12 protein-coding genes are annotated in these 13702 nt (G+C 60.5%); 5 read left to right on the top strand and 7 right to left on the bottom strand.

The window, feature by feature from the left end:
- The first annotated feature begins 3 nt into the window (after positions 1-3).
- Positions 4-1542 (top strand): exopolyphosphatase, encoded by a 1539-nt coding sequence (ppx, locus tag UR504_RS13250; protein WP_045399702.1) that lies wholly within the window; start codon positions 4-6, stop codon positions 1540-1542.
- 4 nt (positions 1543-1546) lie between these two features.
- Here the strand turns inward: ppx and UR504_RS13245 are convergent, their stop codons facing one another.
- Positions 1547-3787: an EAL domain-containing protein gene (locus tag UR504_RS13245; protein ID WP_302236118.1), complete on the bottom strand. Its 2241-nt coding sequence runs from the start codon at positions 3785-3787 to the stop codon at positions 1547-1549.
- 371 nt (positions 3788-4158) lie between these two features.
- On the opposite strand from UR504_RS13245, the gene UR504_RS13240 reads away from it, so the two are divergent.
- Complete coding sequence (locus tag UR504_RS13240; RefSeq protein ID WP_008501648.1) at positions 4159-4329, top strand: YfgG family protein; 171 nt, start codon at positions 4159-4161, stop codon at positions 4327-4329.
- On the opposite strand, the gene UR504_RS13235 is transcribed toward UR504_RS13240, so the two are convergent.
- Positions 4326-5216, bottom strand: coding sequence for a LysR family transcriptional regulator (locus tag UR504_RS13235; protein WP_302236122.1), 891 nt, complete (start codon positions 5214-5216; stop codon positions 4326-4328). The two genes, UR504_RS13240 and UR504_RS13235, sit on opposite strands and share 4 nt — an antisense overlap.
- A gap of 97 nt (positions 5217-5313) precedes the next feature.
- Between UR504_RS13235 and UR504_RS13230 the strand changes: the two genes are divergently transcribed.
- Genes UR504_RS13230 through UR504_RS13220 form a run of 3 tightly spaced genes read left to right on the top strand, consistent with a single transcriptional unit; the run spans position 5314 to position 7817 of the window.
- Positions 5314-6543 carry an MFS transporter gene (locus UR504_RS13230; RefSeq protein ID WP_302236125.1) on the top strand — a complete coding sequence of 410 codons (1230 nt, stop codon included), beginning with the start codon at positions 5314-5316 and terminating at the stop codon, positions 6541-6543.
- A gap of 51 nt (positions 6544-6594) precedes the next feature.
- Positions 6595-7062, top strand: coding sequence for a DUF6130 family protein (locus UR504_RS13225; RefSeq protein ID WP_302236127.1), 468 nt, complete (start codon positions 6595-6597; stop codon positions 7060-7062).
- An 11-nt stretch (positions 7063-7073) separates the two neighbouring features.
- Positions 7074-7817, top strand: a complete 744-nt coding sequence (locus UR504_RS13220; RefSeq protein ID WP_302236129.1) for an alpha/beta fold hydrolase — start codon at positions 7074-7076, stop codon at positions 7815-7817.
- Positions 7818-7871: 54 nt separating this feature from the next.
- Here UR504_RS13220 and iolB read toward each other — a convergent pair whose 3' ends face one another.
- From iolB to UR504_RS13195, 5 genes are read right to left on the bottom strand one after another with little or no spacing between them, the layout of a single operon-like run.
- The gene (iolB, locus tag UR504_RS13215) at positions 7872-8696 is read right to left on the bottom strand and encodes a 5-deoxy-glucuronate isomerase (RefSeq protein ID WP_302236132.1); all 825 of its coding nucleotides are present in this window, start codon (positions 8694-8696) and stop codon (positions 7872-7874) included.
- A 9-nt stretch (positions 8697-8705) separates the two neighbouring features.
- A complete protein-coding gene (gene iolE / locus UR504_RS13210; protein WP_248165360.1) occupies positions 8706-9596 on the bottom strand; it encodes a myo-inosose-2 dehydratase in 891 nt (296 codons plus the stop codon).
- A gap of 11 nt (positions 9597-9607) precedes the next feature.
- Entirely contained in the window at positions 9608-11512 is a 1905-nt protein-coding gene (locus UR504_RS13205; protein ID WP_302236138.1) for a bifunctional 5-dehydro-2-deoxygluconokinase/5-dehydro-2-deoxyphosphogluconate aldolase, read from the bottom strand.
- Positions 11513-11524: 12 nt separating this feature from the next.
- Positions 11525-12658, bottom strand: coding sequence for a Gfo/Idh/MocA family protein (locus UR504_RS13200; RefSeq protein ID WP_274240591.1), 1134 nt, complete (start codon positions 12656-12658; stop codon positions 11525-11527).
- 8 nt (positions 12659-12666) lie between these two features.
- Entirely contained in the window at positions 12667-13695 is a 1029-nt protein-coding gene (locus UR504_RS13195; protein ID WP_008502116.1) for an ABC transporter permease, read from the bottom strand.
- Between the last annotated feature and the right edge of the window lie 7 nt (positions 13696-13702).

Here is a 13702-nt window from a genome sequence, read left to right as displayed (position 1 = left end):
CCTATGCCGATAAATGATAAGACCCCACGCCCGCAGGAATTCGCCGCGGTCGATCTTGGCTCTAACAGTTTCCACATGGTCATCGCCCGTGAGGTGGATGGCGCGTTGCAGATCATCGGTCGTCTGAAGCAGCGCGTACACCTGGCGGATGGTCTTGATGAACGCAGCATGCTCAGCGAAGAGGCGATGGAGCGCGGGTTAAACTGCCTGTCGCTGTTTGCTGAGCGCCTGCAGGGCTTCTCGCCCTCCAGCGTGTGCATCGTGGGCACCCATACCCTGCGCCAGGCCCTGAATGCCCCTGAGTTTCTCAAGCGGGCCGAAAAGGTGATCCCCTACCCAATTGAGATCATCTCCGGCAACGAGGAAGCGCGTCTGATCTTCATGGGCGTCGAGCACACCCAGCCGGAAAAAGGGCGCAAGCTGGTGATCGACATCGGCGGTGGTTCTACGGAGCTTGTGATCGGCGAAGACTTTGAGCCGCGCCTGGTGGAAAGCCGCCGTATGGGCTGCGTCAGCTTCGCACAGATGTATTTCCCGGGCGGTAGCATCACCCGCGAGAACTTCCAGCGTGCGCGGATGGCGGCCGTCCAGAAGCTGGAAAACCTGGCCTGGCAGTACCGTATCCAGGGCTGGAACGTGGCGCTTGGCGCGTCGGGTACCATCAAAGCGGCGCATGAAGTGCTGCTGGCGATGGGTGAAAAAGACGGGTTTATCACGCCCGAACGCCTGACATTGCTGACCGAAGAGGTGCTGAAGCATAAAAGTTTTGACGCCTTAAGCCTGCCGGGGCTTTCCGACGAGCGTAAGGTGGTCTTCGTTCCGGGGCTGGCCATCCTCTGCGGCGTGTTTGATGCCCTCGCCATTAAAGAGCTGCGCCTTTCCGACGGCGCGCTGCGCGAAGGTGTGCTGTATGAGATGGAAGGCCGCTTCCGCCATCAGGATATTCGCAGCCGCACCGCGCAAAGCCTGGCTAACCAGTACAACATCGACCGCGAGCAGGCGAAGCGCGTGCTGGACACCACGGTGCAGATGTACGAGCAGTGGGAAGAGCAGAATCCGAAGCTCGCGCACCCGCAGCTTGCCGCGCTGTTAAAATGGGCCGCAATGCTCCACGAGGTGGGGCTCAACATCAACCACAGCGGGATGCATCGCCATTCGGCCTACATTCTGCAAAATAGCGATCTGCCTGGCTTCAACCAGGAGCAGCAAACCATGATGGCGACCCTGGTGCGTTATCACCGCAAAGCCATCAAGCTCGACGACCTGCCGCGCTTCACGCTGTTCAAGAAAAAACAGTTCCTGCCGCTTATACAGCTGCTGCGTCTGGGCGTACTGCTCAATAACCAGCGCCAGGCCACCACCACGCCGCCCACGCTGAAGCTTAAAACCGACGACCATCACTGGACGCTGAGCTTCCCGCACGACTGGTTCAGCCAGAACGCTCTGGTCCTGCTGGACCTGGAAAAAGAGCAGCAGTACTGGGAAGCGGTCACCGGCTGGCTGCTTAAAATTGAAGAAGAGAGCGCCGACGTCGCCGCGTAACGGTTCAGGCGTCCGCGCAGGACGCCTCAGCTTCCAGCAGCGACTCAAGCGGCGCCGGTCTGCCAATCAGATAGCCCTGCACATAATCGATGCCTAGCGCGTGAACCGCGCTACGTATCTCTTCGGTCTCGACGTACTCCGCCACCACCAGCATCTTCTTCATGCGCGCCAGATGGCAGATAGACGCCACAATCTGATAATCCAGGCTGTTGTTGACGATATTGCGGATAAAGCTGCCGTCGATCTTGAGAATATCCGCATCCACGCTTTTCAGCCGCGCATAGCTCGCATAGCCGGTGCCAAAATCATCAATCGCAATACGTACCCCCGTTTTCTGCAGCTGCCGGAGGATGTGTAGAGCCTGCTCCGCATTGCAAAAGGTGCTGCACTCCGTCACTTCAAAAATCAGCTGCCACGGCTCAATGGTGTATTTCGCCAGCAGGCGACTGACCTCAAGCGGAAACTGCACCCGACATACGGTTGAGGGGGCCAGATTAATGGCGAAACGCTGGCCGGGCAGCCTTTCGCGATGCGCGGCCAGGAAGCGCAGAGTATACTCCAGCACCCACAAATCCACCCGCGAGGAGAGGCCAAACTCCTGCGCGACGGGCAGGAACCGATCGGGAGAGATCAATAGCCCGTTGGCATCCGGCATCCGGAGCAGGACTTCGTGATAGCAATCGCCACGCAGGCCGCGAACGGGTTGAACCAGCAGGGTGAATTCGTCGTTATCAAGCGCCTTTTGCAGGCGGCTCATCATCGCAACTTTATCCTTCAGGTTACGCTGCAAATGGACGGCCCCACGCTGCTGAAGATTTTCCGGATGGTTAGAGGCGAGCGACAGGTCGGCAACCACGCCCAGTTCACCCAGCACCAGATACAGATGGTTAACCGGGGACCGGACATAGCAATAGCTCACTCCCACCTGCGGCTGAAGCGGCATGCCGTCCCAGACAAAGCGGAACTGCTTGATATGCTCGTCCAGGGTTTCAATTCGCTGCTGGTGCGATTCCGCGTTGAGCCGCACCGCCATGTCATACCCGGTGAGGTGATACACCTGCTCGTTGGGCTGGAGGGTACCGTTTACCCACTGCGCCAGCTGCTGTTTGTACAAAATACGCAGCAGCACGCCGTAATTTCGACCCAGAATTTCCAGCTCCGGAATACGCAGCAGGCAGAGCGCCGACCACGGGTTTTTCGCCAGATCGCGCGACAGCGCCCGCAGATTAGGCATATGGACGACCGGATCGAGCAGCGCCAGCCTGCGCGAGCGTTTGTTCACCGCGCGCTGCCGGGTTGCCAGCATCGACATAAAAACCACCACGAACGAGAAGACCAGGTAACTGGAAGAGGTGATCGCCAGCTGAATGTCATACCCCGGGTTCACCGGGATATAGCGGTAAAAATAGTGAATAGATACCAGCAGTATCGGCGTCCAGATAAGCGAAATCAGCTTATAGCCAAAACGCATCGCGCCCCAGAGCATCACCGGCATGAGCAGCGACAGGGTGTAGTTCGTGGTGAAAATGGAGCTGTTTTCATTCATCGGGAGCAGCAGCAGCGTAAGCAGCCCGCCTAGCGCAATCGCCCACATCAGAAACTCAATGACCGTCACCTTTTTATCTATCTGGGAACGGATCTGCGAGAAAAGGCTTTTGAGATAGCGCGGATGGCGAATCAGGCGGATCAGCAGATAGCTCAGCGGCACGCCCGTCAGCCCGCTGACCAGCAGCGTCTGATAGTTGATGAGCGTGCGAATATTAAGAGGGTTTAATCCCGCAAGGCTCTGCCGGCTCTCATACACGCCTAAATACACCGCAAACTGAAACAGCACCAGAAATAGCGTCGCGGGGCAGAAGACCTGCCAGAAGATGCGCTGCGCCATCAGCCGGATGTCGCCGTATGCGGTCATATTCCGTCTGGGCGCAAACACCCGGTAGCCGCCCCAGCTCAGCACTAAAGGGACGACAAAATGGAGCATACCAGCGACCGTTTCGAACATGCCGACCGAGGGGTAATAGCGGATAAACAGCGACAATACGATCCCGGGCAGCGCTTCCAGCCCAAAGAACATCATCAGCGAAAGCAAAAATGAGAGGGGTAAATAATAGAGTGCCGCAATACCGTCTCCCAGCTGCGTGAAGGTATTCGCGATGCTCAGTACGGGAAGTAAAACCACAGGCAAAATAAGCGGCAATGCCCACCAGCGGTTTTCATTTTTTTTCAGGAAAGCGAGAATGTTCATAGATGCCCGGTTAAACCCCTTTCGCTCCAGAGGGAAAATAAAGACAGGCATCCAACCTGACGTACGCGCCGCCCGGCGGCGTGCGGGGCGAACTGTGTGGAGGAAGGATTTTAAATATAAGGGCCGGGAATCCGTTGACTTAAATCAAACTACTTTACGCAAATTACTCTTTGTGGTGTTTTTTTTGAAATGATTTTCTTCATATTATCAATATGGTAAATGCATTAATTAAATTCAATAACATTAATTAATGTATACATTGACGGTTATTTACACACTGCAGAATTGACCCCTTCTTCCCGCTGTGCCTTAATATCCTTATCGCCCAAAAGGGCTTACCCAGGATAAACAGAGTGAGTCAGGTCACGCGTATGCGCAAACGACATCGATTTAACACCCGAATGACCCGCATCATACTGCTCATCAGCTTTCTGTTTTTCTTTGGCCGCTTCGTTTACTCCTCGATTGGCGCCTGGTACCACCATCAGGACAAAACCCAGTCGCAGCAATCCAGCCTCACCGTCGACACCGCTGACCGCTAAACCGCCGAAGGATGCTGCACGAGCCGAATAATGGCCGCTATCCCTTTGCTGAGGATTTTATCCTGTCGCATCACCACCGCCAGCTGCCGCTGCAGCATGGGCGTAAGCGACATCACGCATAGCCCTTCGCGATCGCCATCCTGTTCTACCGCCATTCGAGGCACGATGCTGTAGCCCAGCCCCGCGCGAACCATGCGTTTGATCGCCTCGATGCTGCCAAGCTGCATCACCGGTGCGATCGTTAATCCATTAGCCGCAAACCAGCCATCGATCAGCGTCCGGGTTCCGCTACCTGATTCAAAGGCAATCAGCGGCTGAGCGTGCAGCGCATCCGGGGTAAAGTCTCTGAAAACATCCTTCAGCTCCGGCGAGGCGATAAAAACAAACTCTTCGTCCATCACCGGCATGACGTCCAACGCCTTGCCACTCACCGGCAGCGTGACCAGCCCCATATCGAGACGGTTCTCTTCGATGGCCCTGACGATATCGCGGGTGTTGCCCGTCGTCACCCCCACGTTCAGGAGCGGATAGTCGCGTCGTAGCTGCTCCAGCAGAGGCGGCAGAAAATGAATGCAGGCCGTTGCCCCCGTGCCAAGCGTAATAGTGCCGCTCACGTCGTGGCTAAACGCATTCACGGCCCGGATGGCGTCATCCACCACCTGCTGAATACGCTCCCCGTGCGCCAGCAAGGTTTCTCCGGCAGCCGTCGCCTTAATCCCTCGCCCGGTACGCTCCACCAGCCGCGTTTGCAGAAACTGCTCCAGCTGGCGTATTTGCAGGCTGACGGCGGGCTGGGAGATACCCAGCACATCCGCTGCTGCTGAAAAGCTGCCGCGCTGGATCACCAGACGGAAGGTGGCGAGATAGCCCAGATTAAGCGTCGTCATTCAAAGTTTCTCTTATACCGCGCATAAGGTTGCAGCCCTGCCAGCACAATACCGCGCCCGTTATGCTCAGGACAACTGCATAGCGGAATGAAAAATAATGGAAACACCTGCCCTGCCACGCCGCCTCGCCCTCACAGCCGGATGTAATCAACTCATCAACTGGGGGATCTCGTTTTATATGCCGGGCACCTTTGCGCTGGCCATTTCAGCCGACCGTGGATGGTCTTCACCGCAGATTTACCTCGGCCTGACGCTGGCGATGCTGGTGATGGCGGCGGTATCCCCTTTTATAGCCCGCCTGCTGGCATGCTTTGGCGGTCAGACGGTGGTGATGAGCGGAACGTTGCTGATCGCCGCAAGCTGCGCAGGGATGGCGTATACCCAGACGCTTTTTGGCTGGTACTGTGCCTGGCTGGTCGCCGGCACAGGCATGCGCCTGTCGCTTTACGATGCGCTGTTCGCCGCGCTGGTGAACCTCTACGGGCAGCAGGCGCGCAGAACAATCTCACGCGTCACGCTGGCGGGCGGACTGGCCTCCGCCGTCTTCTGGCCGCTGGGCGATGCTCTGCTTCAGGTTATGCGCTGGCAGGACGCGCTGCGCGTCTATGCTCTGCTCGGCCTGCTGAGCGCGGCGCTGATAAGAACGCTTCCCCGTCAGCGGCGAACGATTACGACAAAGCTCACCTCGCCGCCTTTGAGCAACGAGCGGCGTAACGGCTGGCTTTATGCCATCTTCATTGCCCTCATTACCTTTGTTTCGAACGGCACGTCCACCCATCTGCCGGAGTTTATTGCCCACTTCGGCCTGCCTATCGCCATCGGCATGCTGTGGGGGATCGGCCAGACGGGTGCCCGCTCGCTGGAAGTGCTGGCGGGCGCTCGCTTAACCCCCTTTAAACTCACGCTTTTTACCGCGCTCGCCATGCCGCTCTGCTTTCTGGTTGGGCTAAGCAGTTCCCAATTTGTCTGGTGCGCGGCCGGATTTGTGCTGGGCTATGGGGCCATCAACGGGCTGGTCACCATCGTGAAAGCCACGCTGCCGCTGGAACTGTTTAGCACCGAAAGCTATGCCCGCCATACGGGCATGCTGCTTATCCCCGGCCAGCTGATGGCCGCAGCCTCACCGTTTGCCTATGCGTGGCTGAACAAAACGCTGGGGATCGCTGGCGCAATGGGGGTGTCGACGGGGCTGACGCTGGTGATTGCCGGGCTGGCGATAGCGATCGTGCGCTGTCCAGGGAAGCAAACTGTATCGCACTGTATCCAGAGCGCCACGCTGACAAACGGGTACAAAACGCCGCCTCCGGCAAATATCTCCGATACATAAAAATGGTTTTCTTTCCCTGTCGCCATTCAGAACCGATGAGGAGAGAGACCGATGACCCGTCGTTATACACTTATCCCCCTGCTTGTCCTGGCATCTGTAGCCCATGCCCAGGCCACGCCGCTGGACAACCTGAGCGCCGGGGACGTTAACGGCCCCGCCGCCGTTGCCCCGCTGGCGCAGCCGCAGCCGCCCGCAAAGCTGATCGTCGATCCCCCGCTTGCCGGGCCGCTGAGCAAAGGCGCGGTGTTTATCCAGTACCGTGCCGAAAACATGCGCATCGAGCCGGTATTCGGACCTGAAGCGCTCAAGGTCACCCCGCGCATCGGACACATTCACGTGGTGGTGGATGACGCGCCCTGGCACTGGGCTGACGCCAGCGGAGAGCCGGTGATTCTGGTGGGACTCCCCGCCGGTAAACACAAGGTGACGATTATTCTGGCCGACCCGACGCACAAGCCGCTCGACCACAAAACCATTGAATTCACCGTACCGCCCCACGCGGCGGTCCACCATTTTTAAGGAGTCTCAAGATGAAAGCACTGACTGTACTAACGGCAGGCCTGCTGGCGCTTTCCGCAAGCGCCTTTGCACAGGGTAAAACCAGCGTCGTGCTGGTTCACGGCGCGTTTGCCGACGGCAGCAGCTGGAATAAGGTGATTGCCCTGTTGCAGAAGCAGCACGCCGAGGTCATTGCCGTCCAGCTCCCGCTCACGTCGCTTAAGGATGACGTTGCGGCCACGCGGCGGGCCATCGCCCGCGCCAAGGGTGACGTGGTGCTGGTGGGCCACTCCTGGGGCGGCACCGTGATTAGCGAGGCGGGCAACGATGCGCGGGTAAAATCGCTGGTGTATGTGGCGGCATTCGCGCCTGATTCCGGCCAGTCGACGGCGGACCTGGCAGGAAGCTACCCTGCGCCGCCGGGTAGCGCGGGCATTGCCAAAGCGGCGGACGGCTATTTATACCTGCCAGCGGATGCCGTCAGGAAGGATTTCGCGCCTGACGTGAAGCCAGCCATTCAAGATACGATTGCAGCCACGCAGGGGCCAATTAAGGCAGAGGCGTTTGGTGAAAAAGTCGTCCACGCGGCGTGGCATGACAAACCGAGCTGGTATGTGGTCAGCAAGAATGACCGAATGATCAACCCCGATCTTGAACGGGCGATGGCGAAGACGATCTACGCGAAAACCACCAAGGTGGCGGCAAGCCACGTATCGATGGTGAGCCAGCCGCAGATCGTTGCCCGGACGATTGAGCAGGCGATTGAAGCAAAATAATATTTTGTAAATTGTAGGCCGGGTAAGCGCAGCGCCACCCGGCAAATAATAGCCTCAGTGCCCGCCATCCGCGGGATAATCGCGATTAATCCACGCGTGGTCCTCCTCCCAGGTGAACATCCATTTGCGCACCGGCCCGGCCATCACGTTGAGGTAGTAGCTGTCATACCCGGCCATCGTCGCCACCGGGTGGTAGCCCTTCGGCACCATGACCACGTCACGGTTATAGACCGCCATACACTCATCCAGCGTTCTGTCGTCGGTGTAGACGCGCTGCATGCAGAACCCCTGCTCCGGGTTGAGGCGATGGTAGTAGGTCTCCTCCAGATACGTCTCCTGCGGCGGGTTATCCGTGTCGTGCTTGTGGCTCGGGTACGAGCTGGTGCAGCCCTCGTTAGTCCAGACCTCCACCACCAGCAGGCTATCGGCGGGCCTGTCTTCCGGCAAAATGTTGTGCACATAGCGCTGGTTGTGACCTTTGCCGCGCGCTTCACCGTCGATATCCTGTGGCGCAATCAGCCGCGTCGGATACGTGCCCTTGCCAGGCGCGGCGCAGACCGCCAGCTCAAGCTTCGTCAGCGCCTTCACCTGCACCGTCTCCTGCGGGGTGACGTACACCGCCCACGGCTTGATGCGCTCGAACGGGCTCATCCGCCCGCCAATATCGTTAAACTGCGCGGAAGGCGTTGTGATGGAGGCGCGCCCGGCGACCAGCACCAGACAGCGCTCTTCGCTGACGGCGGTCAGCGTCAGCGTCTGCCCCTCCTGCAGTTCATACGCCTCAAAGCCGACGTACCCCCACCCTGCGCTTTCCGACGTGACGGACTGGGTGCGCCCATCCGCGTTCGGCTGTTGCCAGCGTGATAGCAAACGTGACATGTCGCCTCCTCAGATAAGCCCGGCGTCGCGCGCCAGTCGGCTCAGATTGTTATACCCCAGACGGGCGTAGGTCAGCGGATGGGCAATCGCCGGGTCCTGCTCGGCCTCCACCACCAGCCAGCCGTGATAATCCTGTGCCTTCAGCAGCCGCATAATCGGCGGGTAATCAACGCAGCCGTCGCCCGGCACGGTAAACACGCCGCTCAGCACCGCGTCGAGGAAGCTGGTTTTACGGTTTTTCACGTCCGCCAGCACGTCGGCACGCACGTCTTTGCAGTGGACGTGGTTGATGCGCGACGCCCAGCGCTGCGCCACCGCCAGCGGATCGGCCCCGGCAAAGGTCAGATGGCCGGTATCGAGCAATAGCCCCACCGCGTCGCCGGTGTGGGTCATCAGGTTGTCCACATCGTCGGCGGACTCAATCACCGTGCCCATATGGTGATGGTAGGCAATCTGCACGCCCTGCTGCTGGGTGTAGCGGGCAAATTCGGTGAGCTTCTCACCGTACTCCTTCCAGCGCGCCTGCGGGAAGCGCGGGCGCAGATGCACCGGGGTCTGCTGCTCGCCGTGAATGCAGCCGCTCACTTCCGCAAAGACCAGCACCTTCGCCCCCAGCTCGCGCAGCAGCGTCAGGTGGGACTGCACGGCGGCGATCTCCTCCTCCACGCTGCGCTCCAGCAGGCGGCCGGAATACCAGCCGGAGACCAGCTGCAGGTCGTGGCGCTGCAGGATGGGGCCGAGCAGGCGCGCTTCGCGCGGGAACTTATTGCCCAGCTCGAAGCCGGCGAAACCGGCCTCTTTACCTTCGCTCAGGCAGGTCTCCAGCGACGTCTCTGCGCCAAGAGAAGGCAGATCGTCGTTCGTCCACGTCAGCGGGTTAATGCCCAGTTGTACACTCATTGTCTTCTCCATTATGCGTGTCCGCGCTCGCGCCACCAGGCGATAAGCTGCAGGTAGTTGTCCCTGATGCGCGCCACCAGCTGCGCATCGTCAATATCGTGTTTCAGCCACGCGCGGGAGGCATCGCCAAACAGCGTGCGCCCTACGGCGAAGCCTTTCACCAGCGTCTGACCCGCTGCGGCTTTAAAGTCAGCGCGCAGCTGTTCCGCCGGGGCGTCCAGGCCGAGGATCACCACTCCGCGGCAGTGCGGGTCCCGGCGTTCGATAATCTCGCTCAGCGCCGTCCAGCCGTCGGCGGAGAGCGGCGGCAGCTTCCACCAGTCCGGGTAAATGCCGAGGTTGTAGAAGCGGGAGATAGCGCGCAGGTAGAGCTCGTCGCTGCGCGGCATGGTCGCGGGCAGGATCACCTCCAGCAGCAGCTCATGCCCGGACCGGCAGCAGGCGTGGTACACCTCGGCAATTTTCTGCTCCTGCTCCAGGCGCAGGCCGTGGGCGTCTTCCGGATGGAAAAAGACCAGGCATTTCACCACGTGCTCCTGCGGCCAGCTGATGAGCTGGGTGCCGATGTTGCCATGCTCCATCTCCAGCGGACGCGAGCCCGGCAGCTCAATGGGGCGGCCAATCCACCACCCTTCGCCGGTAATGGCGTTCAGCGCGTCCTGACCAAAGGTGCCGTCGCACAGCAGACCGGCTTTGCCCTCCAGCCCGGCGCGGCTCGCCGCCTCGCGGCTGGCCTGCAGGATCAGCTGCTTCAGCGCCGGAATGCGCTTAAGCGACGCGCCGCACTGCATCGCCATATCCTCAAGCTGGCTGCGGTGGTCGAAGGCCATCACGCACAGCTCCGGCCACTCGCGGCGTCGGGTGGTCACCCGGTGGAGATGGTTAAGACGCGGGTCGAGATCCGGGCGCGGCACATCTGCAGCGCGCGAAAGATAGTCATCCAGCTCGATTTTGCTCGGCATCGCCGGGGCGCAGCCGTGGCGCGAGACCACCAGCGCGCCGCAGGCGTTGGCGTAGCGGCACGCCTGCTCCCAGCCCTCGTCGTTCAGATAGCCGCGCAGCAGGCCGGACATAAACGCGTCCCCCGCGCCGAGGACGTTCAGCACCTCCACGCGCACGCCGGTCACCGTCAGGCCGTCGTCCAGCCGGGGCGGAATGGCGTCGGTATAGACCGAGCAGCCGAGCGCGCCGCGTTTGCAGACCAGGGTGGCCTGACTCACGGCACGCACCTGCCCCAGCGCCTGCAGGGTATCCGTGCTGCCGCCCGCAATGTGAAACTCCTCCTCGGTGCCGACAATGACGTCGAAGAGGTGCAGTACCTCCTGCAGCTCGCGGGTGACCTTATCGGCGGCGATAAAGCGCGTTTCGCCGTCGCCTAAGGCGGTGAGCCCCCACAGCACCGGACGGTAGTCAATGTCCAGCACCGTCCGGACGCCGTGACGGCGGGCATAGCCCAGCGCCGTCAGCACCGCCTCGCGGGTCTGAGGATGAGAAAGGTGAGTCCCGGTGATGGCAAGACACCGTGCGGAGGCAATGTAGCTTTCGTCCACATCGCTGGCCGTAATGGCCATATCCGCGCAGTTATCGCGATAAAAAATCAGAGGAAAGGTGTCCCGGTCTTTAATGCCGAGTAGCACCAGCGCCGTGAGGCGGTCTTTATCTGTAATCAGATGGCTGGTATCGCAGCCCACCTGGTTGAGCTCTTCGCGCAGGAAGCGGCCCATATGTTCATCGCCGACGCGCGCCAGCATCGACGAGCGCAGGCCCTGGCGCGCGGTGCCGTACGCCACGTTGCCGGACGAGCCGCCGAGGTATTTGGCGAAGCTCGACACATCCTCCAGACGGGCACCAATCTGCTGGCTGTAGAGGTCTACCGCCACGCGGCCCATGCATATCACATCAAACTGCTTTTCCACGTTGATACCTCATCAGACAATGTCGTTCACGTTCAGCCAGCGGCCTTCCCGGTGCGAAAGCGCGATCGCGTCCAGCACGCGCGACACCTTCCAGCCCTCTTCGAAGTCCGGCCACATCGGCGCGTCGGCGGCAATCCCGTCCACCAGATCGCGCACCTCCACCGTTTTTTGATCGTTAAAGCCAATCCCGTGTCCTGCGCCCATGCAGAACGCGGCGTAGTCCGGGTGAGCGGGGCCGACGAGCAGCGTGCGGAACCCCTGACGGTTCACCGGATCGTCATGCCGATAGAGCTTCAGCTCCGCCATGCGCTCCTGGGTGAAGCTGATGGCGCCTTTCGTCCCGGTGATGACGTACGACAGCCCCATTTTGCGGCCGCAGGCGACACGGGAGGTTTCAATTACCCCCTGCGCCCCGCCCGCGAAGCGCACCATCGCGTGGGCCTGATCCTCGTTTTCGACGGCAATCATCTCCGACGCTCCGGCCTTCGCCGGGCGCTCCGGGACCACGATCTTCAGATCGCCGCAGACCTGCTCGATATCCCCCACCAGGTACTGAGCCATGTTGACGATATGCGCCGCCAGGTCGCCCAGCGCCCCCAGCCCGGCGGTCTCTTTAAAGCAGTGCCAGTGAATAGGCGACAGCGGGTCGGCCATATAGTCTTCGTTGTGGGTGCCGTAGAAGTGGATCACCTCGCCTATCTCGCCGCGGGCGATAATCTCTTTCGCCAGCTGCGCCGTCGGGTTCTTCATGTAGTTGAACCCCACCAGCGTTTTCACCCCGGCCCGCTTCGCGGCGTCAACCATCTCCCGCGCGTCGTGGGCGTTCAGCGCCAGCGGCTTCTCCGAGTAGACGTGCTTGCCGTGGCGGATCGCCTCCAGCGCCATCTCTTTATGCAGATGGTTGGGTGAGCAAATATCCACCACATCAATAGCCGGGTCGGCCACCAGCGCCCGCCAGTCGCCCGTGGAGCGGTTGAAGCCAAACGCCTGCGCGCGCTCTGCCGCCAGCTCCGGCGTGACTTCCGCCACCATCTCGCGCACCAGCCTGCCGCGCAGGTTGAACACCGTTGGGGCCTGGGCATAGGCGATAGCGTGCGCCTTGCCGATATACCCGGTGCCAATTAATCCAATACGAACCTCTTTCATCGTGATCCTCACAGTGCGCCGCGACGGCTCTTGGCGTAGGTATCAAACGCCACCGCCAGAACGATAATTAATCCGGTGATAATCTGCTGGTAGTAGGCCGAGACGTTCATCAGCACCAGGCCGTTAATCAGAATCCCCATGATGATGGAGCCGATAATGGTGCCGCCGATGCGCCCGTAGCCGCCCATCAGCGAGGTACCGCCGATCACCACCGAGGCGATGACGCGCAGCTCAAAGGAGATCCCGGCCACCGCCTCGGCGCTCCCCAGACGCGCGCTCAGGATGAAGCCCGCCAGTCCCGCCAGGCAGCCGATCAGCACATAGACGCTGACCAGCACGCGCTTGACGTTCACCCCCGCCAGGCGCGCCGCCTCCGGGTTACCGCCGATGGCGTAAACGAAGCGCCCCCAGCGGGTTTTATGCAGCGCCAGATAGCCGCCGAGGGCGACGATGGCGAAGATCCAGATCGGAATGGAGATGCCGAGCAGCTCCCCGCGCCCCCACCAGCGGTAGCCCTGATCGAAACCGGCGATCGGCGCGCCATCGTTGATCACCAGCGTCAGGCCGCGCCAGATGGTCATCCCGCCGAGGGTGACGATGAACGGCGGCAGGCGCAGGCGGGTCACGCCCAGACCGTGCAGGAAGCCAATCGCCGTCCCCATCGCCAGACAAATCCCCAGCCCAATCAGCCAGCTCATGCCGCCCCAGGCGTTCGGGTCGACGGTGGTGAAGTTGTCGCCCTTAATCACGTACGCCGCGGTCATGGCGCACACCGCCAGAATGGAGCCCACGGAGAGGTCAATCCCGGCGGTCAGGATGACGAAGGTCATCCCCACGGCCATGATCCCGTAGATGGAGACTTCGGTCAGGATGTTGAAAATATTGCGTTCAGAGAAAAAGTTGCTGTTCTGCGACTGGAAGAAGATCAGCAGCAGGATCATGAAAATCAGCACCCCGAAGCGCTCAAAGAAGGCGATGGGATCGATGCGTCCGGCGCGTTTGACCGGGGCCTGCGTTTTAGAAATCATCTGCGTCATGAGAAAC

Origin of the sequence: Enterobacter sp. 241F3 (assembly GCF_034106785.1) — a bacterium.
GTDB lineage: Bacteria > Pseudomonadota > Gammaproteobacteria > Enterobacterales > Enterobacteriaceae > Enterobacter > Enterobacter vonholyi.
The sequence above is the reverse complement of the archived record's forward strand: the minus strand, read 5'-3'. Positions and strand labels throughout refer to the sequence as shown.

What these genes read in the sequence shown, in the direction of transcription:
- ppx (WP_045399702.1), top strand. Translation starts at nt 4, where the DNA reads ATGCCGATAAATGATAAGACCCCACGCCCGCAGGAATTCGCCGCGGTC.
- UR504_RS13245 (WP_302236118.1), bottom strand. Translation starts at nt 3,787, where the DNA reads ATGAACATTCTCGCTTTCCTGAAAAAAAATGAAAACCGCTGGTGGGCA.
- UR504_RS13240 (WP_008501648.1), top strand. Translation starts at nt 4,159, where the DNA reads ATGCGCAAACGACATCGATTTAACACCCGAATGACCCGCATCATACTG.
- UR504_RS13235 (WP_302236122.1), bottom strand. Translation starts at nt 5,216, where the DNA reads ATGACGACGCTTAATCTGGGCTATCTCGCCACCTTCCGTCTGGTGATC.
- UR504_RS13230 (WP_302236125.1), top strand. Translation starts at nt 5,314, where the DNA reads ATGGAAACACCTGCCCTGCCACGCCGCCTCGCCCTCACAGCCGGATGT.
- UR504_RS13225 (WP_302236127.1), top strand. Translation starts at nt 6,595, where the DNA reads ATGACCCGTCGTTATACACTTATCCCCCTGCTTGTCCTGGCATCTGTA.
- UR504_RS13220 (WP_302236129.1), top strand. Translation starts at nt 7,074, where the DNA reads ATGAAAGCACTGACTGTACTAACGGCAGGCCTGCTGGCGCTTTCCGCA.
- iolB (WP_302236132.1), bottom strand. Translation starts at nt 8,696, where the DNA reads ATGTCACGTTTGCTATCACGCTGGCAACAGCCGAACGCGGATGGGCGC.
- iolE (WP_248165360.1), bottom strand. Translation starts at nt 9,596, where the DNA reads ATGAGTGTACAACTGGGCATTAACCCGCTGACGTGGACGAACGACGAT.
- UR504_RS13200 (WP_274240591.1), bottom strand. Translation starts at nt 12,658, where the DNA reads ATGAAAGAGGTTCGTATTGGATTAATTGGCACCGGGTATATCGGCAAG.
- UR504_RS13195 (WP_008502116.1), bottom strand. Translation starts at nt 13,695, where the DNA reads ATGACGCAGATGATTTCTAAAACGCAGGCCCCGGTCAAACGCGCCGGA.